The organism is Ideonella alba, from assembly GCF_018069875.1.
Lineage (GTDB): Bacteria > Pseudomonadota > Gammaproteobacteria > Burkholderiales > Burkholderiaceae_C > Ideonella > Ideonella alba.
The window spans coordinates 52,030-73,634 of sequence record NZ_JAGQDF010000003.1; the positions used below are offsets into that span (position 1 = coordinate 52,030).

At 70.9% G+C, this 21,605-nt stretch carries 15 protein-coding genes; 8 read left to right on the top strand and 7 right to left on the bottom strand.

Features of this window, described 5'->3' with window-relative positions; all coding sequences use genetic code 11:
• Window positions 1–126 precede the first annotated feature (126 nt).
• Both KAK07_RS05690 and KAK07_RS05695 read left to right on the top strand, forming a co-directional pair.
• Window positions 127–2,283, top strand: a complete 2,157-nt coding sequence (locus KAK07_RS05690; protein WP_210859470.1) for a prolyl oligopeptidase family serine peptidase — start codon at window positions 127–129, stop codon at window positions 2,281–2,283.
• 15 nt (window positions 2,284–2,298) lie between these two features.
• Entirely contained in the window at window positions 2,299–3,063 is a 765-nt protein-coding gene (locus tag KAK07_RS05695; protein WP_210859472.1) for a fumarylacetoacetate hydrolase family protein, read from the top strand.
• Here the strand turns inward: KAK07_RS05695 and KAK07_RS05700 are convergent, their stop codons facing one another.
• The 6 genes from KAK07_RS05700 to KAK07_RS05725 form a co-directional block, all read right to left on the bottom strand.
• Entirely contained in the window at window positions 3,064–4,074 is a 1,011-nt protein-coding gene (locus tag KAK07_RS05700) for a 2-dehydropantoate 2-reductase (protein WP_210859474.1), read from the bottom strand.
• Between the two features lie 10 nt (window positions 4,075–4,084).
• Window positions 4,085–5,596, bottom strand: coding sequence for a tripartite tricarboxylate transporter permease (locus tag KAK07_RS05705; RefSeq protein WP_210851002.1), 1,512 nt, complete (start codon window positions 5,594–5,596; stop codon window positions 4,085–4,087).
• A gap of 11 nt (window positions 5,597–5,607) precedes the next feature.
• Entirely contained in the window at window positions 5,608–6,117 is a 510-nt protein-coding gene (locus KAK07_RS05710) for a tripartite tricarboxylate transporter TctB family protein (RefSeq protein WP_210859476.1), read from the bottom strand.
• A gap of 74 nt (window positions 6,118–6,191) precedes the next feature.
• Window positions 6,192–7,199 carry a Bug family tripartite tricarboxylate transporter substrate binding protein gene (locus tag KAK07_RS05715; protein ID WP_210859478.1) on the bottom strand — a complete coding sequence of 336 codons (1,008 nt, stop codon included), beginning with the start codon at window positions 7,197–7,199 and terminating at the stop codon, window positions 6,192–6,194.
• 46 nt (window positions 7,200–7,245) lie between these two features.
• A complete protein-coding gene (locus KAK07_RS05720) occupies window positions 7,246–8,769 on the bottom strand; it encodes an acyl--CoA ligase (RefSeq protein WP_210859480.1) in 1,524 nt (507 codons plus the stop codon).
• Window positions 8,770–9,043: 274 nt separating this feature from the next.
• The gene (locus tag KAK07_RS05725; RefSeq protein ID WP_210851006.1) at window positions 9,044–10,645 is read right to left on the bottom strand and encodes a tannase/feruloyl esterase family alpha/beta hydrolase; all 1,602 of its coding nucleotides are present in this window, start codon (window positions 10,643–10,645) and stop codon (window positions 9,044–9,046) included.
• Window positions 10,646–10,799: 154 nt separating this feature from the next.
• Between KAK07_RS05725 and KAK07_RS05730 the strand changes: the two genes are divergently transcribed.
• The gene (locus KAK07_RS05730) at window positions 10,800–11,516 is read left to right on the top strand and encodes a Crp/Fnr family transcriptional regulator (RefSeq protein WP_210851007.1); all 717 of its coding nucleotides are present in this window, start codon (window positions 10,800–10,802) and stop codon (window positions 11,514–11,516) included.
• A 72-nt stretch (window positions 11,517–11,588) separates the two neighbouring features.
• On the opposite strand, the gene KAK07_RS05735 is transcribed toward KAK07_RS05730, so the two are convergent.
• Window positions 11,589–13,454, bottom strand: a complete 1,866-nt coding sequence (locus KAK07_RS05735) for a phosphoenolpyruvate carboxykinase (GTP) (RefSeq protein WP_210851008.1) — start codon at window positions 13,452–13,454, stop codon at window positions 11,589–11,591.
• A 514-nt stretch (window positions 13,455–13,968) separates the two neighbouring features.
• Here KAK07_RS05735 and yicI point away from each other — a divergent pair.
• The 5 genes from yicI to KAK07_RS05760 are packed head-to-tail and all read left to right on the top strand — an operon-like array spanning window position 13,969 to window position 21,602.
• Complete coding sequence (gene yicI / locus KAK07_RS05740) at window positions 13,969–16,251, top strand: alpha-xylosidase (protein WP_210859482.1); 2,283 nt, start codon at window positions 13,969–13,971, stop codon at window positions 16,249–16,251.
• Window positions 16,236–17,009, top strand: coding sequence for a polysaccharide deacetylase family protein (locus tag KAK07_RS05745; RefSeq protein ID WP_210859487.1), 774 nt, complete (start codon window positions 16,236–16,238; stop codon window positions 17,007–17,009). Before yicI ends, KAK07_RS05745 begins: the two co-directional genes overlap by 16 nt.
• Window positions 17,006–18,739, top strand: coding sequence for a glycoside hydrolase family 9 protein (locus tag KAK07_RS05750; RefSeq protein WP_210859488.1), 1,734 nt, complete (start codon window positions 17,006–17,008; stop codon window positions 18,737–18,739). The genes KAK07_RS05745 and KAK07_RS05750 overlap by 4 nt, the downstream gene beginning before the upstream one ends.
• On the top strand, window positions 18,736–20,025 hold the full coding sequence (locus KAK07_RS05755) for an MFS transporter (protein WP_210851012.1): 1,290 nt from the start codon (window positions 18,736–18,738) through the stop codon (window positions 20,023–20,025). Before KAK07_RS05750 ends, KAK07_RS05755 begins: the two co-directional genes overlap by 4 nt.
• Window positions 20,022–21,602 carry a GH39 family glycosyl hydrolase gene (locus tag KAK07_RS05760; RefSeq protein WP_210851013.1) on the top strand — a complete coding sequence of 527 codons (1,581 nt, stop codon included), beginning with the start codon at window positions 20,022–20,024 and terminating at the stop codon, window positions 21,600–21,602. The genes KAK07_RS05755 and KAK07_RS05760 overlap by 4 nt, the downstream gene beginning before the upstream one ends.
• Window positions 21,603–21,605: the final 3 nt, after the last annotated feature.

Sequence of the window (21,605 nt, forward strand, 5' to 3'; positions counted from 1 at the left end):
GCCGGGCCTGCGTGTTCTAGGTGATGCCAGGCCGCGGGCCCTGCACTAGCATGCCCGCCCAGCCGGGCTGCTGACCCGAGGCAAGGGAGTGCCATGACATGCCAACCGAATCGACGCCGCCCCGGCTTGCGGGCCCTGCTGCTGCTGGCCGCCGCCTGCAGCGCGCTGGCTCAGGCCCGCCCGCCGGCGGCGCCGGTGCGCGATGTCGTCGACACCTACCACGGTGTGGCGGTGCACGACCCCTACCGCGACCTGGAAGACCTGAAGAACCCCGCCACCCAGGCCTGGATGGCGGCCCAGGGCGCCTGGGCCAGCCAGACCCTGGCCGCGATCGACGGCCGCGACGCGCTGGCCGCGCGCATCGCCGAGCTGACCCAGAGCGGCGGCGACGCCATCGGCGAGCTGGTGCGCGTGCGCGGCGGCCGCGTCTTCTACCTGAAGCGCCCCGAGGGCAGCAGCCAGTTCAAGCTGATGGTGCGCGACGGCCTGGGCGGCGCCGAGCGCGTGCTGGTCGACCCCGAGGCCATCGCCCGCCGCCACGGCGGCGTGCCGCACGCGATCAACTACATGATGCCGTCCTGGGACGGGCAGCGCGTGGCCTACGGCCTGTCGGCCGCCGGCTCCGAGGACGCCTGGCTGCACGTGATCGAGACCGCCACCGCCCGCGAGCGCATCCGCCCGGTGCCGCGGGTGCAGGAGGCACTGGTCCACTGGACCCCCGACAGCCGCGCGCTGACCTACAACCAGCTGCGGCGCCTGCCGCCCTCGGCCGACCCCACCGAGTTCTACCTCGACTCCATGGTCTACCTGCAGCGCCTGGGCCAGGCCCGGCCGCAGCCGATCTTCGGCCGCCTGCTGCGCCACGACCTGGGCATCGACCGGCTGGATGTGGCCGGCGTGCAGTTCCAGGCCGGCAGCCGCTTCATGGTGGCCCGCACCACCGACACCACGGTGCCCGAGGGCCGCATCTTCGTCGCCCCGCTGTCCGACCTGGGCCGCCCGCGCGCCCGGTGGCGCGCCCTGGTCACCGCCGCCGACCAGGTGACCGACCTGGCGCTGGACGGCGACCAGCTTTACCTGCGCAGCCGCCAGGGCGCCCCCAACGGCCGCTGGCTGGTGCTGGACCTGGCCCGCGGCGACACCCTGGCCGAAGCCCGCACGGCGGTGGCCGAACCCGCCCAGGGCGTGCTGCAGCGCCTGCTGCCGCGCCCCGACGGCCTGATCGTGACGGTCAGCCAGGGCTTCACGCAACAGCTGATGCGCGTGGGCCCCGACGGCCGCGTGGGCGCACCGCTGACCCCCGGCCTGAGCGGCTACCACGAGGCCGTGGCCGACCTGGGCCGCGCGCCCGACATCTGGCTGCGCACCAGTGAATGGACCGCGCCGCCGCGCATCCTGCGCACCCAGGCCGACGGCCCGCCGCTGGACACCGGCCTGCAGCCGGTGCGCCTGCCCAAGGGTGCGCCGGCGCTGGTGGCCCGCGAGGTGCTGGTGCCTAGCCATGACGGCGTGCCCGTGCCGCTGGCCATCGTCCACCGCGCCGGCCTGGCGATGGACGGCCAGCGCCCCACGCTGCTGGAAGGCTACGCCTCCTACGGCAGCTCCATCGAAGCGCACTACGGCCGGCGCGCCCTGGCCTGGCTGGAGAAGGGCGGCGTGCTGGCCTTCGTCAACGCGCGCGGCAGCGGCGCCTTCGGCGATGCCTGGCACCGCGCCGGCTTCAAGACCACCAAGGCCAACACCTGGAAGGACGGCATCGCCGCGGCGAAGTACCTGATCGCTCAGGGCATCACCCGGCCCGCCAAGCTGGCGGTGAACGGCGGCAGCGCCGGCGGCATCTTCGTCGGCCGCGCCAGCACCGAGGCGCCCGAGCTTTTCGCCGCCGCCGTCTACGAGGTGGGCAGCCTGGACACGGTGCGCGCCGAGTTCACCGCCAACGGCATCACCAACATCTCCGAGTTCGGCACCGTCAAGGACCCGGCCGAGTTCAAGGCCCTGCTGGAGATGAGCACCTACCACCAGATCCGGGACGGCGTGGCCTACCCCGCGGTGCTGCTGATCCACGGCATGAACGACCCGCGCGTGGAGGTGTGGAACAGCAGCAAGACCGCCGCCCGCCTGCAGGCTGCCAACCCGAACGGCAAGCCGGTGCTGCTGCGCCTGGACGCCCAGGCCGGCCACGGCATCGGCAGCACCGCCAACCAGTTCGACCAGCAGGTGGCCGACATGTTCAGCTTCCTGTGGTGGCAGATGGGCGAGGTCACCGGCCCGAAGCTGCGCTGAGCCCAAGGAGAGTTCATGAAGTGGATGCGCGCCCGCCTGAACGGCCAGGAGCTGTTCGGCACGCTGGACGGCGATGCCCTGCTGGTGTTTGAGGGCGAGCTGTTCGGCGAGCCCCGCCCCACCGGCCAGCACCTGCCACTGGCCGATCTGCAGTGGCTCACGCCCTGCCGACCCGGCAAGATGCTGGCGCTGTGGAACAACTTCCGCGCCGCGGCCGAGAAGAACGGCTGGGCGGTGCCCGCCGAGCCGCTGTACTTCGTCAAGACGCCCAACAGCTATGCGGCGCATGGCCAGGCCATTGCCGCGCCGCCGTCCGAGGTGGGGCGCGTGGCCTATGAGGGCGAGCTGGCGGTGGTGATCGGCCGCCAGGCGCGCGGCATCACGGCTGAGCAGGCGCGCGCGCACATCTTCGGCTACGCCTGCGCCAACGACCTGACGGCGATCGAGCTGCTGAACCGCGACCCGGCCTTCCCGCAGTGGACGCGGGCCAAGGGCTTTGACGGCTTCGGGGTGTTCGGGCCGGTGATCGAGACCGACTTCGACGCTGCCAGCGCGTCGGTGCGCACCATCGTGGGCGGCCGCGAGCGGCAGCACTACCCGCTGGCCGACATGATCTTTCCGCCGCACGAACTGGTGGCGCGGCTGTCGCAGGACATGACGCTGGAGCCCGGCGACGTGATCCTGTGCGGCACCTCACTGGGCGTGCTGCCGATGAAGCCGGGCACCGAGGTGGCGGTCGAGATCGACGGCATCGGCCGCCTGGTCAACACCTTTGGCTGATCAGCCCAGCGGCTGCATCTGCAGCCGGCCGCGCTGCGCCGCCAGGCTCTGCGCCAGCAGCCGGGTGGCGGCGTAGATCGCGTCGATCGTGGGCGTGGGCGTGCCGGTGATGCGGCCCAGCTCCACCACCGAGCCCACCAGCGCCTCCAGCTCCAGCGCGCGGCCCTGCTCCACGTCTTGCAGCATCGAGGTCTTGTGGGCGCCCACCGCCTCGGCGCCCGCAATGCGCTGCTCCAGCGAGATCTTGAAGCGCACGCCCAGCGCCTCGGCCACGGTCTGCGCCTCGCGCATCATCGCCGCGGCCAGCGCGCGCGTGGGCTCGAAGCGGCAGATCTGCTCCAGCGTGGCGTGGGTCAGCGCCGAGATCGGGTTGAAGCTCAGGTTGCCCCACAGCTTGATCCACAGCTCCGAGCGGATGTCGCGGCTGACCGGCGCCTTGAAGCCGGCGCGCATCAGCGCCTGCGACAGCGCCTCGATGCGCGGCGTGCGCTCGCCATCGAGCTCGCCCAGCGTGAAGCGGTTGCCCTCGATCACCCGCACCACGCCGGGCTCGACCAGTTCGCTCGCGGGGTAGACCACGCTGCCGATGATGCGCTCGCGCTCGATGTGCGCATCGATCAGGCCGCCGGGGTCCACGCTCTCCAGCTGCCGGCCCTCGAAGGCGCCACCCAGCTTGTGGAAGTACCACCAGGGGATGCCGTTGATCATCGTGACCACCACGGTCTGCGGGCCGAACAGCGCGCGCAGATCGGGCAGCACATCGCGCACCTGGTGCGCCTTGAGCGTCAGCAGCACCGCGTCCTGCGGCCCGGCCTCGGCCATGGTCTGCACCGCCTTCGCGGTCGGCGCGTGTTCCTCGCGGCCGTCCTCCAGGATCAGCCGGAAGCCGCGCGCGCGGATCGCTTCGAGGTTGCGGTTGCGCGCGATGAAGGTGACGTCCTCGCCGGCGATCGCCAGCTTCGCACCCAGGTAGCCGCCGATCGCACCGGCGCCAACAACAGCGATCTTCATCTCGGGAACCTCATGCCGCGGGCCGGTATTCTCGCCGCCGCAGCGTCTGCCGCGCGAAGCTCAGCAGCGGCCACACCAGCATCGCCAGCGCCAGCGCGACGATCGAGCCCACCAGGCCGTTCGACCAGAAGATGCTCAGGCTGCCCTGCGACAGCAGCATCGCCTGACGGAAGCTCGCCTCGGCCATGTCGCCCAGCACCAGGGCCAGCACCAGCGGCGCCAGCGGGTACTTGAGCTTCTTGAAGAAGTAGCCCAGCACACCGAAGACCAGCATCAGCACCACGTCGAACATCGAGCTGTGCACGGTGTAGGCGCCGATCGCGCAGATCACGATGATCACCGGTGCGATCACCGAGAACGGGATGCGCAGCAGCGCGGCCCACCAGGGCACCGTGGTCAGCACCACCAGCAGGCCGACCAGGTTGCCCAGGTACATGCTGGCGATCAGGCCCCAGACGAAGTCCTTCTGCTCAACGAACAGCATGGGCCCGGGCTGCAGGCCCCAGATCAGCAGGCCGCCCAGCAGCACCGCGGCGGTGGGCGAGCCGGGGATGCCCAGCGTCAGCATCGGCAGCAGCGCCGAGGTGCCGGCGGCGTGCGCGGCGGTCTCGGGCGCGACCACGCCCTCGATCGCGCCCTTGCCGAACTGCTGCGGGTTCTTCGAGAAGCGCTGCGCCACCCCGTAGCCCATGAACGAGGCCGGCGTGGCGCCACCGGGCGTGATGCCCATCCAGCAGCCGATCGCGGTGGAGCGCAGGAAGACCTTCCAGTGCTTGGCGATCTCGGCCCAGGTCTGCAGCACCACCTTGGGGCTGATGCGCGCGCTCTTGCCCTTGAAGGCCAGGCCTTCTTCCATGGTCAGCAGGATCTCGCCAATGCCGAACAGGCCGATCACCGCGATCAGGAAGTCAAAGCCCTTGAGCAGCTCGGGCACGCCGAAGGTCATGCGCAGCTGGCCGGTCACCGTGTCCATGCCCACCGCCGCCAGCGCGAAGCCCAGCATCATCGCGGCGATGGTCTTCATCGGGGGCTCCTTGCTCATTCCCACGAAGCTGCAGAAGGTGAGCAGCTGCACCGCGAAGAACTCGGCCGGCCCGAACTTCAGCGCGAACTTGGCCAGCCAGGGCGCCAGGAAGGTGATCAGCAGCACCGCAAAGAAGGCACCCACGAAGGACGAGGTGAAGGCGGCGGTGAGCGCCTGCGCGGCGCGGCCCTGCTGGGCCATCGGGAAGCCATCGAAGGTGGTGGCCACCGACCAGGGCTCGCCCGGGATGTTGAACAGGATCGAGGTGATCGCCCCGCCGAACAGCGCGCCCCAGTAGATGCAGCTGAGCATGATGATCGCCGAGGTCGGGTTCATGCTGAAGGTCAGCGGCAGCAGGATCGCCACGCCGTTGGCGCCGCCCAGCCCGGGCAGCACACCGATCAGCACGCCCAGCAGGATGCCCACCAGCATGTACAGCAGGTTGGGCCCGGTCATGGCGACCGCGAAGCCGCCCATCAGGTTGCCGAAGTCTTCCATCGCGGCGTGCCTCAGAGACCGAGCGCGGCCTCGAGCGGGCCCTTGGGCAGCAGCACGAGGAACCAGCGCTCGAAGAGCAGGAAGAAGGCGATCGGCACGCCGGCCGCCACCGCCACCGTCAGCAGCCAGCCGTAGCTGCCGTGCCGCTTCATGAAGTAGGCGATCAGCGCGAACGAGGCCACGTAGATGCCCAGCACCGCCACCAGCGCCACGTACAGCACCATCGGCACCAGCACCGCCAGCACCTGGCCCAGCTCGGTGCGGCTGGCGAAGACGGGCTTCAGCGGGCTCTTGCCCATCAGCCCGCGCGCCATGGTCCAGGCGCTGGCGCCCATCAGCAGCAGGCCCACGTAGAACGGGAAGTAACCCGATCGCGGGCCGTCATCGGCCCAGCCGATGCCCACGCGCAGGCTGTCAGCCACCACCAGTGCGCCCACCGCCAGCAGGAGCGCGGCAATGCCGACCTCCGGCCCGCGGACGCCGACGACGCGTTCGTCGTCGGACTCCGTTGCGTCCGTCATCATGTCTCCTCGGCCCGGCCTGCGGCCAGGCGCCTCGGGGTCGATCGGGGGCGATCGGGGGGATCAGCTGCGGGTCACTGGGCCAGGAAGCCCGCTTCCTTCATCAGCACGCGGTGCATCTGTTCGTTCTGGCCCAGCCAGTCGAAGAAGGCCTGGCCGCTGAGCGCGGTCTGGCGGAAGGCGCCCTTGTTCATGAACTCCTTCCACTCCGGCAGCGCGCGCACCTTGGCGAACAGGTCCAGGTAGTACTTGGTCTGGTCGGGCGTGACGCCCGGCGGCATGAAGATGCCGCGCAGCATCAGGTACTCCACCGGGATGCCGGCCGACGCGCAGGGCGGCAGATCGGCCCAGGACTGGGTGGCGGTGACCTTGTCGGTGTAGGGCAGCTTGTCCTTGTCGAACACGCACAGCGCGCGCAGCTTGCCGGCGCGCCAGTGCGACTCGGCCTCGATCGGGTTGTTCACCGTGGAATCGATGTGCTTGCCCACCAGCTGCACCGCCACGTCGCCGCCGCCCTTGAAGGGCACGTAGGTCATTTTCTTGCCGGCGGCCTTCTCCATCATCACGGTGATGATCTGGTCTTCCTGCTTCGAGCCGGTGCCGCCCATCTTGAACTGGTTGGGCGTGCCGGCCTTGATGGCGTCGAAGTAGGCCTTGGCGGTCTTGTAGGGCGCCTCCTCGTTGACCCACAGCACGAACTGGTCCAGGGCCAGCATCTGCACCGGCGTCAGGTCGCGCCAGTTGAAGGGCACGCCGGTGGCCAGCGGGGTGGTGAAGAGGTTGGACAGCGTGATGACGATCTTGTGCGGGTTGCCCTTGTCGTTCTTGACGTCCAGGAAGCCCTCGGCGCCCGCGCCGCCCGACTTGTTGACCACCACGATCGGCTGCTTGGCCAGGTTGTTCTTGGCCACCACGCCCTGGATGAAGCGCGCCATCTGGTCGGCGCCGCCCCCGGTGCCGGCGGGCACCACGAATTCGATCGGCTTGCTCGGCTCCCAGGCGGAGGCCGCCAGGCTGGCACAGGCACCGGCCAGCGCCACAGCGCTGCACAGCCATCGCTTCACGGTCGGTCGCGTCGTCATGATGGAACCTTTCTCAAGTGGGAGAACGAATCCGGGGAAGGCGGTGTCAGCCCAGGCCGAGCTTGGCGGCCAGGCCGATGCGCTGCAGCTTGCCGGTGGCGCCCTTGGGGATCTCCGGCATGAACAGCACCTTCTTGGGCACTTTGAAGTCGGCGGCGCGCGCGGCCACGAAGGCCTGCAGATCGCGCTCGGTGGCCTCGTGGCCCTCGCGCAGCACCACCACCGCGGCGACTTCCTCGCCCAGCTTGGCGTGCGGCATGCCAAAGCACACCACCTGCGCCACCGCGGGGTGGTCCATCAGGATCTCGTCCACCTCGCGCGGGCTGATCTTCTCGCCGCCGCGGTTGATGATCTCCTTGAGGCGGCCGGTGATCGACACATAGCCGTCGGCGTCCATCACGCCCTGGTCGCCGGTGCGGAACCAGCCGTTCACGAAGGCCTCGGCATTGGCCGTGGGGTTGCTCTCGTAGCCGGCGGTCACGTTGGGGCCGCGGATCACGATCTCGCCGGTCTGGCCGGCAGCCAGCAGCGTGCCGTCCTCGGCCATGATCGCCACCTCGGGGCCGCCCGACGGGCCCACGGTGCCCGGCTTGCGCACGGCAGGCGGCAGCGGGTTGGAGCACATCTGGTGCGTGGCCTCGGTCATGCCATAGGCCTCGATCAGTGGCGCCTTGAACACGTCTTCCAGTTCCCGGATCACCTGCGGCGGGATTGACGACGACGACGAGCGCAGGAAGCGCAGCGGATGCCGCGCGATCACGTCGGCGTTCTTGGACGCCCGGCCCAGGATCGCTTGGTGCATGGTGGGCACCGCGGTGTACCAGGTCGGCTTGGCTTCATCCATCCAGCCGAAGAACTTCAGCGCATTGAAGCCTGGCGTGCAGAACACCTGCGAGCCCGCCGACAGCGGCGCCAGCACGCCGGCGATCAGGCCGTGGATGTGGAACAGCGGCATGATGTTCAGGCCGCAGTCCTGCGCCGTGAACTGCAGCGTGCGCGCGATGTGCACCGCCGACGCCGCCAGGTTGCCCTGCGACAGCGGCACGATCTTCGGCCGCGAGGTGGTGCCCGAGGTGTGCAGCACCATCGAGATGTCCTCGGGCTGGGCATAGCCGCCGTTCGCAGTGGCGGTAGCGGCGCGGTCCTCGCGCGGCGCCAGCGTGAACAGGCCGGCGGGCTCGGCCGCATCGCTGACCAGGTCCAGCACCGGCACGCCCAGCTTCACCGCCACGTCCACCGCCGGTGAGGTGCTGCCGCGCGCGACGATCAGTGCCTTGGCGTTCAGGTCGGACAGGTAGAACTCGAACTCGTCGGCGCGGTAGGCCGGGTTCAGCGGCGCGCTGGCCACGCCGCTGGCGCAGGCGATGAAGCAGGTGGCCATCTCGGGGCCGTTGTCCAGCACGATGGCCACGCGGTCATTGCGGCCCAGGCCGAGTGCGTTCAGACGCGCCAGCGTGGCATCGATCAGACGGCGCAGGCCGCCATGGCTCAGCGCCGGGCGCCCCGGCGCCGACACCGCGGTGGCAGTTTCGGCGCCTTGCGCCAGCAGGTCCTTCAGCGTGCGGGACATGAGACTCCTCGAATCGCGACAAGCCACCCCTCGCCGGCAAGGGGCGCCGGCCACAAAAACAAATCAGGGGTGCGGGGGGGATGCCGGCAGCCCTGCCCGGCTGATGGCCGGACCGATAGGCGGGTCCTGATGCAGACCCAGACCGCAGGCGAATTCTTTATAAGGGGAACAGGGGGGTGTGACAAATCAGGGTCTCTACCCGGAGTGTGGCGAGCCCCCCAAAGAACCGAGGGCCACCGTGTGGTGGCCCTGGATCCGGTGGGGTGACCAGAACTCAGCGTCTGGCGCAGCTGTAGCTGCTGGCCTGCTGGACATCGCCGCCCCGGTAGCGCGGGAAGGTCGGGTAGCTGCACATCGGTCGCTCCTGGCCGAGGAGGTCCAGCAGGTTGCGCATCGTCGGGCGCTTCGGTGCCACGCCGCGTTCCACCCAGTCCTCCAGCAGGTCCAGCGAGCGCCAGGCCAGCGTGTAGCGGCCCTCGCCATGGCCGAATCCGGCCACCGGGTAGAAGCGCAGGAACTGGTCCACCGCGTCCGAACCCAGCGCCTCGCGCAGCCGTTGGACATAGCGCACGCTGACGCTGAAGGGCACGATGGTGTCGGACGTGCCGTGGGCCAGCAGGATCTTGCCGCCGCGCTGGATGAACTCGCCCAGCTCGACCGAGGTGGCGTCGTGCAGCGCCGACACGGTCTGCACGCGGGCCTGCCAGGGCCCGGCGGTGACGGGGTCGAAGTCGAATGGCGAGTAGGCAGGGTCGCGCGTGATGAAGTGCTTCAGGTAGCCGCTGTGCATCGAGGCCACGTAGCCGTTGAGGCCCAGCACCGGCGGGTCCAGCAGCTCGGGCCAGGTGCCGATGTCCACCGGCCCGGCAAAGTTGGCGCCGTACAGGATGCCGTAGGGCGGCGCGGAGTCCAGGCCGTTGGCCAGCCGGAAGGCCAGTGGGTGTGTGTCCGACAGGGTGCGCACCGTGGCCAGCTGGGCGTCGGTGAGGCAGCTGTCGCCCCAGTCGATGTTCGACCAGCAGCGCAGCACCTGCGGGTCGAAGCGGCAGGCGCGGACGTTGTTGATCAGACCGTCAGCCAGGCCGTCCAGCGCGTCACAGGCGGCGATGACATGCTGGTTCAGGGTCTCCAGCTTGCCCCAGCTGGTGAAGCCGCCCGGCCCGTACAGCGACTGGGCGAAGGCGTTGGCGCGCATCATCATGCCGACGAATTCCAGCGCCGGGTAATGGGCGATGATGCCCTGGTAGTCGCGTGGGTAGCGCTGCGCCACCGACAGCGCCTCGCGCCCGCCGGTCGAGCCACCGGCAAAGTAGGTGAGCGAGGGCAGCCGGCCATAGCGCCGCAGCAGCAGCGCCTGCGCCGTGTCGTGCACCTTCTTCAGCGCCTCGCCGGTGAAGTTGCGCAGCGCCTCGTCGTTGCGGGCGAACGAGGCGTCGGGGTCGCTGCCGCTGTGGCCGCCGTCGCTGCCATAGGTGGCGTAGCCGCGCTGCAGCGGCGTGCTGCTGCCGGGCCAGGCGTGCGGCACGTTGCCGGTGGCGCTGACCACGCTGCCATCGAAGCCGCCACCGCCGAAGTGCAGCGCCTTGCCATTCCAGTGGGCGGGCAGGTTGAGCTGGAATCGGATCGGTGGCGCGGCCGGATCGACCGGAGCGATCTCGCCGGCCAGCTCGCAATGGTCGGGCGACTGGCCCAGCGGGCCCACCGCGCGTGCGCTGCGCACCACGGCCCCCGAGGTGGGCAGGCCGATCTGGTCGGCCGGCACGCGGGCATTGGCCAGGCCGGCGCAGACGTCGGCTGCGTGGGCGGGCAGCGTCGCCAGCCACAGGCTGCCCAGCAGGGTGCGCAGCAGCCGGGAACAGGACAGGAGCAGTTTCATCGCAGGGTCTCCTCAACAGCGGGGCGGCCGGATCCGCCGTGGCGGTCCGGGTCTTGTTCGCAGCGCTTGGATTTCACGGATGCGCTGCGCTGGCTTCCAGCTTAGATTCGGGGGCCTGGACGCCGAGTCGTCGCGATGACACTGGAGGCGCCGCATGGACCGTACTTTCCCTGAAGCTGCCACCCCTCACGACCCGCTGGAGGCCTTCCTGCGCTCGGCGGGCTGGTCGCGCGCGCTGACCAGCGAGCAGCTGTCGGTGGTACTGGCGCACACCGAGCAACGCCGCTGCGACAGCGGGCAGTGGGTGCTGCGCGCCGGCGAGGTGGTCGAGCACTGGTGCGGCGTGGTCGAGGGCTTCGCGAAGATGTCGGTGGCCTCGGCCGACGGCAAGGTGTCGACGCTGACCGGCGTCTGCGCCGGGGCCTGGTTCGGCGAGGGCTCGCTGATGAAGCACGAGGCCCGGCGCTACGACGTCTATGCGCTGCGTCCGCTGCGGCTGGCACTGGTGCCGCGCGCCATCTTCGAGTGGTTGCGCCACACCAGCATTCCCTTCAACCACTGCCTGCAGGATCTGCTGAACGCGCGCCTGGCCCACTTCATCGGCACGCTCTCGGACGACCGCCTGCTCGACACCGATGCGCGCGTTGCGCGGGCGCTGGCCGGGCTGTACGACGAAGACCTGTATCCGGGCACCGGCAGCCACCTGGACATCGACCAGCGCGAGGTGGGCCTGCTGGCCAATGTGTCGCGCCAGCGGGCCCATGTGGCGCTGCACCGGTTGCAGGCGCAGGGCGTGCTCAGTCTGGCGCGCCGCGGGCTGACGGTGCTGGATCTGTGTGCGCTGCGCCGGGCGGCCACCGCGCCTGGCTGAGCCGCGGGCCCCGCCCGAACGCGATGAAAAAAGGCCACCCTCGGGTGGCCTTGGTCGCGGGTGCGGCGGGGCTTACTTGGCCAGCGCCGCTTCCATCTTCTGCTTGGTGGCGGTCAGCTCGGCCGGCAGGTGATAGGCCAGGGTCTTGAACAGCTCGTCGTGCAGCTTCAGCTCGGCCTGCCAGGCCGTGGGGTCGGCGTCGATGATGCTGTCGAACTGGGCCTTGCTGAAGTCCAGACCGGTCCAGTCCAGGTCCTCGTAGCGCGGGCTGATGCCGAAGAAGTGGCCTTCGCCCTGGGCCTGGCCTTCGATGCGGCCGATCATCCACTTCAGCACGCGGGCGTTGTCGCCGTAGCCGGGCCAGACGAACTTGCCGTCGGCGCCCTTGCGGAACCAGTTGACGCAGAAGATCTTGGGCAGGTTCGAGCCCTGGCCCTGCAGCTTGTGCTCCATGTCCAGCCAGTGCTGGAAGTAGTCGCTCATGTTGTAGCCGCAGAAGGGCAGCATGGCGAACGGGTCGCGGCGCACCACGCCCTGCGCACCGAAGGCGGCGGCGGTGGTCTCGGAGCCCATGGTGGCGGCCATGTAGACGCCTTCCATCCAGTTGCGGGCCTCGGTCACCAGCGGAACGGTGGTGCTGCGGCGGCCGCCGAAGATGAAGGCGTCGATGGCCACGCCCTTGGCGTCGTCCCAGGCCGGGTCGAGCGCGGGGTTGTTGGTGGCGGCCACGGTGAAGCGGGCGTTCGGATGGGCGGCCTTGGCGCCGGTTTCCTTGGCGATCTGCGGCGTCCAGTCCTTGCCCTGCCAGTCGATGGCGTGGGCCGGCGGCTCGCCGTCCATGCCTTCCCACCAGACATCGCCGTCGTCGGTGAGGGCGACGTTGGTGAAGATGACGTCCTGCTTCAGCGAATCCATGCAGTTCGGGTTCGTCTTGAAGTTGGTGCCCGGGGCGACGCCGAAGTAGCCGGCTTCCGGGTTGATGGCGTAGAGCTTGCCGTCGGCGCCCGGCTTGATCCAGGCGATGTCGTCACCGATGGTGGTGACCTTCCAGCCGCCCAGCGCGGCCGGCGGGATCAGCATCGCGAAGTTGGTCTTGCCGCAGGCGCTGGGGAAGGCGGCGGCGACGTGGTACTTCTTGCCGGCCGGGTTGGTCACGCCCAGGATCAGCATGTGCTCGGCCAGCCAGCCCTGCTGGCGGCCCATGGTGCTGGCGATGCGCAGCGCGAAGCACTTCTTGCCCAGCAGCGCGTTGCCGCCATAGCCCGAGCCGTAGGACCAGATCTCCTGGGTCTCGGGGTAATGGACGATGTACTTGACGGTGGGGTTGCAGGGCCAGGCGGTGGTGTCCTTGGCGCCCTCGGCCAGCGGGGCGCCGACGGTGTGCACGCAGGGGACGAAGTCGCCGTCGGTGCCCAGCAGGTCGACCACGGCGCGACCCATGCGGGTCATCAGCTTCATGTTCACGGCCACGTAGGCCGAGTCGGACAGCTCGACGCCGATGTGGGCGATCGGCGAGCCCAGCGGGCCCATGCTGAAGGGGATCACGTACAGCGTGCGGCCGGCCATGCAGCCCTTGAACAGCGCCTTGTCACCGGTCTGCAGCAGCGCGCGCATCTCGGCCGGGTCCATCCAGTTGTTGGTGGGGCCGGCGTCTTCCTTCTTCTGCGAGCAGATGTAGGTGCGGTCTTCGACGCGCGCCACGTCGGACGGGTCGGTCACGGCCAGGTAGGAGCCGGGGCGCTTGGGCAGCTTCTTGAAGGTGCCGGCGTCCACCAGCTGCTGGCACAGGCGGTCGTATTCTTCCTGGGTGCCGTCGCACCAGTAGACATCGGCGGCTTCGGTCAGCGCGGCGATCTGGCCCACCCATTCGATCAGGCGGGCGTTCTTCACATAGGCCGGCGCTTTGGCGCGCAGCTCGGGCGTCAGGGGGCGGTTCATCGGGGGCTCCAAGGTTGCAAAGACAAAAAAGGCATTGGGCGAACCCCCTGGCAGCGCAACCCCTGGCACAGCCGTCTGGACGCTCGCCCAATGCCCGGTCCGCGTGTCGGGACCGACCTCGTCGCGGGTACCGATGGGTTACATCGGGGCCGCGGCCACGCACCCCGCGCCACCGGGGATGACCGGGGCCGAGCGCCTCCGATCGAGTGTAACGATCCGGTAATTCCGACGGAATGGGAAACTATGCACATCCTGCATAAGTAGATGCGAAGCTGGCAAGACACTGGCTGTGGCGCCGCCGGGTGTGCACTCTGCACTCCCTCGATCGTGGGCGGCCCAGGCCGGCGCGCTGGCCCTGGATCTCAGGGTTCTGCCGGAGGTGCTGCCGGCAGCTGACGCGCCTACACTGCGGCCCAGAGCGCTTGGCGCTCCTTTTTTGACGCGATTGATTTATCGGTAAATTTCCGCCGACCCGGGCCAGCGAACCGGTGCGGCCCCTGCCCGAGACCCCGCCATGAAATTCACCGACGGCCAGTGGCTGCTGCAGCCCGGCCTGAGCGCCCACTACGCCTGCGAGGCCTACCGCATCGACGTGCAGGCCGCCCGCATCGTGGTGCTGGCCACCACCCGAGCGATCAAGCACCGCGGCGACACGCTGCAGGGCCCGGTGCTGAGCCTGACGCTCAGCTCGCCGCTGGAGGGCGTGATCCGCGTGGCGGTGGCGCACTTCGCCGAGGGCGAGCCGCCTCGGCTGCATGTGCCGATGCCCGGCGCCACCGCACCGGCCGTGCGCATCGAGGAGGACGAGCGCTGCGTGCGTCTGCACTCGGGCACGGCCTCGGTCGAGCTGCGCAAGGGCGAGGGCTGGCAGCTCACCTTCCGCGATGGCGACAGGCTGCTCACCCGCAGCGACTGGCGCAGCCTGGGCTACCTGCAGTGGGGCGAGCGCGGCAGCTTCATGCACGAGCAGCTGACGCTGTCGGTGGGTGAGACGGTCTACGGCCTGGGCGAGCGCTTCACGCCCTTCGTGAAGAACGGCCAGGTGGTGGAGAACACCAACAAGGACGGCGGCACCGCCTGCGAGCAGGCCTACAAGAGCGTGCCCTTCTACCTCAGCAGCCGCGGCTACGGGGTGCTGGTGGATGAGGCCGGGCCGGTCTCGTTCGAGGTCGCCTCGGAGAAGACCACCCGCGTGCAGTTCAGCCGTGCGGGCGAGAGCCTGGCCTACTGCGTGATCGCCGGCCCCACGCCCAAGGCCGCGGTGCAGCGCCTGACCGCGCTGACCGGCCGCGCCCCGCTGCCGCCGGCCTGGAGCTTCGGGCTGTGGATGACCACCTCGTTCACCACCCAGTACGACGAGGCCACCGCCACCCACTTCATCGACGAGATGGCCCGCCGGGAGCTGCCGCTGGCGGTGTTCCACTTCGACTGCTTCTGGATGCGCGAGTTCGAGTGGGTGAACTTCCAGTGGGACCCGCGCGGCTTTCCCGACCCCGAAGGCATGCTGGCCCGGCTGCATGCCAAGGGGCTGAAGATCAGCCTCTGGATCAACCCCTACGTGGCGCAGAAGTCGCCGCTGTTCGACGAGGGCGTGCGCGGCGGCTTCTTCCTGAAGCGGCCGGACGGCCGCACCTGGCAGACCGACCTGTGGCAGCCCGGCATGGCCATCGTCGACTTCACCCACCCGGGCGCGGTGCGCTGGTACCAGAACCACCTGCGCCGGCTGCTGGCCCAGGGCGTGGACTGCTTCAAGACCGACTTCGGCGAGCGCATCCCCAGCGAGGGCGTGGTCTACCACGACGGCTCGGACCCGGTGGAGATGCACAACCTCTACGCGCTGAAGTACAACGAGGTGGTGTTCAATCTGCTGCGCGAGGAGAAGGGCGAGGACGCCGTGGTCTTCGCCCGCAGCACCTACGCCAGCGGCCAGCGCTTCCCGGTGCACTGGGGCGGCGACTGCTGGAGCACCTTCGAGTCGATGGCCGAGAGCCTGCGCGGCGGCCTGTCGCTGACCAGTTGCGGCTTTGCCTACTGGAGCCACGACATCGGCGGCTTCGAGGGCCACCCGCCGCCGGCCGTCTACAAGCGCTGGATCCAGTTCGGCCTGCTGTCCTCGCACAGCCGCCTGCATGGCAGCAGCAGCTACCGGGTGCCCTGGCTGGTCGACGAGGAAAGCTGCGACGTGCTGCGCCGCTTCACCCGCCTGAAGCACCGGCTGATGCCCTACCTCTATGCCCAGGCGATCGCCGCCAGCGCCACCGGCGTGCCGATGATGCGCTCGATGCTGCTGGAGCACCCCGACGACCCGGCCTGCGCCGCGCTGGACCGCCAGTACCACCTGGGCGACGCGCTGCTGGTGGCGCCGGTGTTCACCGAGAGCGGCGAGGTCGAGGTCTACCTGCCCGACACCGGCCGCGGCGACTGGACCGATCTGCTCAGCGGCCAGCGCCGCCCCGGCGGCCGCTGGGTGCGCGAGGTGCACGACTTCATGAGCCTGCCGCTGTACGTGGCCCCGGGCAGCGTGCTGCCCTTCAGCGACGAGGACAGCCGCCCCGACCACGACTACGCCCGCGGTCTGGTGCTGCGCGTGTTCGCGCTGGCCGACGGCGCCAGCGCGCCCTTCGAGGTGCCGTCGGTCGACGGCCGCATCGCCGTGCGCGGGCGGGTGCACCGCCAGGGCATGCGCTACACCGCCACCGTGGAGCAGGGCGCGCTGTACGACTGGGGCCTGGAGGTCGACGGCCTGTCCAGCCCGCGCCACGCCGGTGCGGGCCAGATCACATGGTCCGCCGCCTGAGTGTCTCGCGTGCCATGAGCGCCATGGGCGCGATGGGCGCTCTGGCCGGCCTGCTGCTCGCTGCCTCGGCCTGCGCGGCCGAGCCGGCGTGCCCGCCCGGCGCGCTGGGCACCGCCCGCGTGCTCACGCTGCCACGCGCCGCGGTCGCCTATGGCACGCTGCAGCACGAACCGCTGCCGCTGGCCGAGGGCGAGCTGGTGCTGAGCTTCGACGACGGTCCCGAGCCCGGCGCCACCGAGGCGGTGCTGTCCGCGCTGGCCGCGCAGTGCGTGCGCGCCAGCTTCCTGGTCACCGGCCAGCAGCTCGAGCGCGCCCCGGCACTGGCCCGTCGCCTGCGCGACGAGGGCCACTCGGTGGGCCTGCACAGCCACGCCCACCAGCCGCCGGACACGCTCTCGCCCGCCGAGCAGCTGGCCGACCTGCGGCGCGCCCAGGCGCTGTTCGAGCAGGTCTATGGCCAGCCCGCGCGCTTCTGGCGCTACCCCTTCCTGGCCGAGACCGACACGCTGCGCGCCGCGCTGGCCGCCGAGCGCATCACCGTGCTGTCGGCCGACCTGGGCATCGAGGACTGGGTGCCGGCCGGATCGACCGAGGCCCTGGCCGCGCGCCTGACACAGGCGCTGGCCACGCAGCGCCGCGGCATCGTGCTGCTGCACGACGCCCAGCGGCAGACGGCCCAGGCGCTGCCGGCCCTGCTGGCGCTGCTGCAGCGCCAGGGCTTTCGCATCGTCCACCTGCGCTGGCAGGACGCGCCGTGACGCCGCGGATTCATGCCACAACCGGCCTGCTGGCCGCCTGCCTGATGGCAGGCCAGGCAGTGGCGGCCCCCGTGCTGCCCGAGGCCATCGCCATCAATCAGGTGGGCTTCACCCCGCTGGCCACCAAACAGGCGCTGCTGCCGGCCACCGTGCGCGGGCCGGTCGAGGTGATCGACCTGGACAGCGGACGGCGCGTGCTGAGCCGCTGGCCCGGGCCGGCGCGCCACTGGGCGCCGGCGGGCCAGGCGGTGCGGCTGGTCGACCTCTCGGCGTTGCGGCAACCGGGCCGCTACCGGCTGCGCGCGGCGGGCGTGGCCGACTCGCCCAGCTGGCGCGTCGACCCCCAGGCCTACGTCGCGCTCAACGCCGCGGCGATCCGGGCCTTCACCTTCAACCGCGCCTCGATCGCCCTGACCCCCGAGGTCGCCGGCCGCTGGGCGCGCGCCGCCGGCCACCCCGACACCGAGGTGCTGGTGCACGCATCGGCCGCCGGCCCGAGCCGGCCCGAGGGCAGCCGGGTCAGCAGCCCGGGCGGCTGGTACGACGCCGGCGACTACAACAAGTACGTCGTCAACTCGGCCATCAGCGTGGCCACGCTGCTGCTGGCGCAGGCGCATTTCCCGGCCTTCTTCGCCACCCAGCGGGTGGGGCTGCCCGACAGCACACCCGGCCAGCCCGACCTGGTGCAGGAGCTGCGCTGGAACCTGGACTGGATGCTCAGCATGCAGGACCCGACCGACGGCGGCGTGTATCACAAGCTCAGCAACGCCGGCTTCGACGGCGTGGTGATGCCGGCCGAGGCCACCGCGCCGCGCTACCTGGTGGCCAAGAGCAGCGCCGCGGCGCTGGACCTGGCCGCCACCGCGGCGCTGGCTGCGCGGGTGCTGGGCGCGCAGCGCCTGCTGCGCGAGGGCGAGGGCGCCCGGCTGCGCCTGGCCGCCGAGCGCGCCTGGACCTGGGCACAGTCCCACCCGCGCCAGGGCTTTCGCCAGCCCGAGGGCATCCACACCGGCGGCTACGGTGACGAGCAACTGGACGATGAGCAGGCCTGGGCCGCCGCCGAGCTGTTCGCGCTGACCGGCGAGGCGCGCTACCGCGCCGCGCTGGACCTGCCGCGCCTGGGCATCGAGGTGCCCGGCTGGAACCAGGTCAGCGCGCTGGCCTGGCTGGCGCTGGCCGACGCGCGCACACGCCTGCCCGCGCCGCAGCGCGCGCTGCCGGCGCAGCGCCTGCGCGGCCTGGCCGACACGCTGGCCGCCCGCTGGCGCGACTCGGCCGCCGGCGTGAGCCTTCAGGTCACGGACTTCGGATGGGGCAGCAATGGCGGCGCGCTGAACCAGGCGCTGGTGCTGCTGCAGTCGGCGCGCCAGGGCGGGCCACGCGCCCACCTCGATGCCGCCCAGGCCCTGCTCGACCATGTGCTGGGCCGCAACCTGCTGGGCCACAGCCAGGTCACCGGCTTTGGCAGCCGCTCGCCGCAGCACCCGCACCACCGGCCGTCGATGGCTGACGGCATCGACGCGCCGGTGCCGGGCTTCGTCGTCGGCGGCCCCAATGCCGGCCGCGACGACGCGGCCCACTGTCCCGTGCCCTACGCCCGCACCGAGCCGGCGCTGGCCTGGCTGGACCATGACTGCAGCTACGCCAGCAACGAGGTGGCGATCAACTGGAATGCACCGCTGGTGTATGTCACGGCGGCCCTGCAGGTGCTGGGCGGGAGGTCGCGATGAGTGCGCCGCGCCGCCCGCTGCTGGCCTGGGTGCCCACGCTGTACCTGGCGATGGGCCTGCCCAATGTGATGGTGGGCGTGGTGGCGGCCATCGTCTACAAGAACCTGGGCGTCGACAACGAAACCATCGCGCTGGCCACCTCGCAGCTCTACCTGCCCTGGGTGCTCAAGCCGCTGTGGGCACCGCTGCTGGAGGCCTGGCGCAGCAAGCGCTGGTGGGTGATCTCGATGGAGTTCACGATGGCCGGCCTGCTGGGCCTGGTGGCGCTGAGCCTGCCGCTGGAGGGCTTCTTCCGGCTGTCCTTGTGGCTGTTCTGGATGATCGGCTTTGCCTCGGCCACGCAGGACACGGTGGCCGATGGCGTCTTCATGGGCACCGCCACGCCGCGCGAGCAGGCGCGCTACGCCGGCCTGCAGGGCATGTGCTGGAACCTGGGCGCGGTGCTGGGCTCGGGCCTGCTGGTGTCGCTGACCGGCTGGCTGCACGAGGCCCACGGCCTGCCCTGGGTGCAGTGCTGGATGCTGGTGATGGGCCTGGCCGGCACGCTGATGGCGCTGGCCGGGGTCTGGCACTGGCGCGTGTTGCCTGCGGGTGCGCTGGCGCCGCTGCAGGCGCGTGGCGCGGCCGATGCCTGGCGCGCGGTGCGCGAGGCCTGGGCCAGCTTCTTCGCCAAGCCGGCGATCTGGCCGATGCTGACGGTGGTCTTCTTCTACCGCTTCGGCGAGGGCTTCATCGAGAAGTTCGGCCCGCTGTTCCTGCTGGACGCGCGCAGCGCCGGCGGCCTGGGCCTGGACAACGCCGCGCTGGGGACCCTGGCGGGCACGATCGGCACGCTGGCCTTCATCGCCGGAGCCTTTGCCGGCGGCGCGGTGGTGGCCCGCTTCACGCTGCGGCGCAGCTTCCTGTGGCTGGCGCTGGCGCTGAACCTGCCGCACCTGACCTACTTCTGGCTCAGCCAGGCGATGCCCACCGAGATGGTGAGCATCGGCGCGCTGGTGGCGCTGGAGAAGTTCGGCTTCGGCATGGGCTCGGTGGGCCACATGCTCTACATGATGCAGCAGGTCTCGCCCGGGCCGTTTCGCATGGCCCACTACGCCATGGCCACCGGCGTGATGGCGATGACCAAGTGGGCCACCGGCACCGCCAGCGCGGCGCTGTGGGCCGCCTGCGGCCACGCCTATCCGCTGTTCTTCGGTGCCGTGCTGCTGCTGTCGGTGCCGCCGATCTGGCTGGCCTGGCGCGCCCCGTTCCCCCATGCCACCGAACCCGACGAGGCCGACCGATGACCCCACTGCTGGGCCGCGCGCTCCATGCCCTGCTGGCCCTGTTCGCGCTGGGCTCCACCAGTACGCTGGCTGCTGGCGCCGCCCCCGCCCAGCGCGTGCTCACCCTGGATGTGGCGCGCGCCGGTGCGCCGCTGGACCGCTTCTTCGACCTGGCCGTGGGCGCCGACTTCCCCGGCACCACCGGCCGGCCCGAGGCGCTGGCGCAGCTGAAGACCGCGGTGGACGAGCTGGGCTTTCGCTCGCTGCGCCTGCACGCCATCTTCCACGACGTGCTGGGCACGGTGAAGAAGGACGGCGAGCGACTGGTGTTCGACTTCAGCGGCATCGACCGCTTCTACGACGCGCTGCTGGCACGCGGCATCCAGCCCTATGTGGAGCTGGGCTTCACGCCGCAGGCGCTGGCCACCTCGGGGCTGAAGATCTTCCACTGGCAGGGCCTGACCTCGCACCCCGAGCCCGAGGGCTGGAAGCAGCTGGTCGAGGCCTTCGCGCGCCACCTGATCCAGCGCTATGGCGCCGAGCAGGTGCGCCAGTGGCACTTCGAGGTCTGGAACGAGCCCAACCTGGACGGCTTCTGGGAGCGTGCCGACCAGGCCGCCTACTTCCGCCTGTATGCCGACACCGCGCGCGTGCTCAAGCGCGTCGACCCGGGCCTGCGCGTGGGCGGGCCGGGCACCGCCGGCGCCGACTGGGTCGTGCCCTTCCTGGCCTTCGTCTGGGCCGAGGGCGTGGCGGTGGACTTCGTCAGCACCCACACCTACGGCGTCGACGGCGGCTTCCTCGACGAATACGGCCAGGACGACAACCGCCTCTCGCGCTCGCCCGACAGCATCGTCGGCGATGTGCGGCGGGTGCGTGCGCAGATCGACGCCTCGGCCTTCCCCGGCCTGCCGCTGCACATCACCGAGTGGAGCACCAGCTACAACCCGCGCGACCCGGTGCACGACCACTACATCGGCGCCGCCTATGTGCTGGAGAAGCTGCGCGCGGTGCGCGGCCTGGCGCAGGCGATGAGCTACTGGACCTACAGCGACCTCTTCGAGGAAGCCGGCCCGCCCCCCGCCACCTTCCATGGCGGCTTCGGCCTGATGACCCGCGAAGGCCTGCGCAAACCCGCCTGGTTCGCCTACCGCTACCTGCATGCGCTGCGCGGCCGCGAACTGCCGGCCGACGATGGCGCCACCTGGGCCGCGGTGGACGGCCGGCGACTCGCCGCCGTGGTCTGGGACTGGCGCCTGCCCGAACAGACCGACAGCAACCGCCCGCACTTCACCCGCCTGCACCCGGCGGTGCGCGCCGCCCCGGTGGCGCTGCGCGTCGAGGGCCTGGCGCCCGGCCGCTACCGCCTGCGGCTGCAGCGCACCGGCTTCGATGCCAACGACGCGCACAGCGCCTGGATCCGCCTGGGCAAGCCGGCCCAGCCCAGTGCGGCGCAGTTGCAGCGGCTGCGCGCGCTGACCACCGACCGGCCCGAGCGCGACCTCACCGTGCGCGTGGGCGCCGATGGCCGGCTGCGCTGGCGCTGGCCGATGCGCAGCCACGACGTGGTGCTGCTGACGCTGGAGCCGCTGCGTTGACGA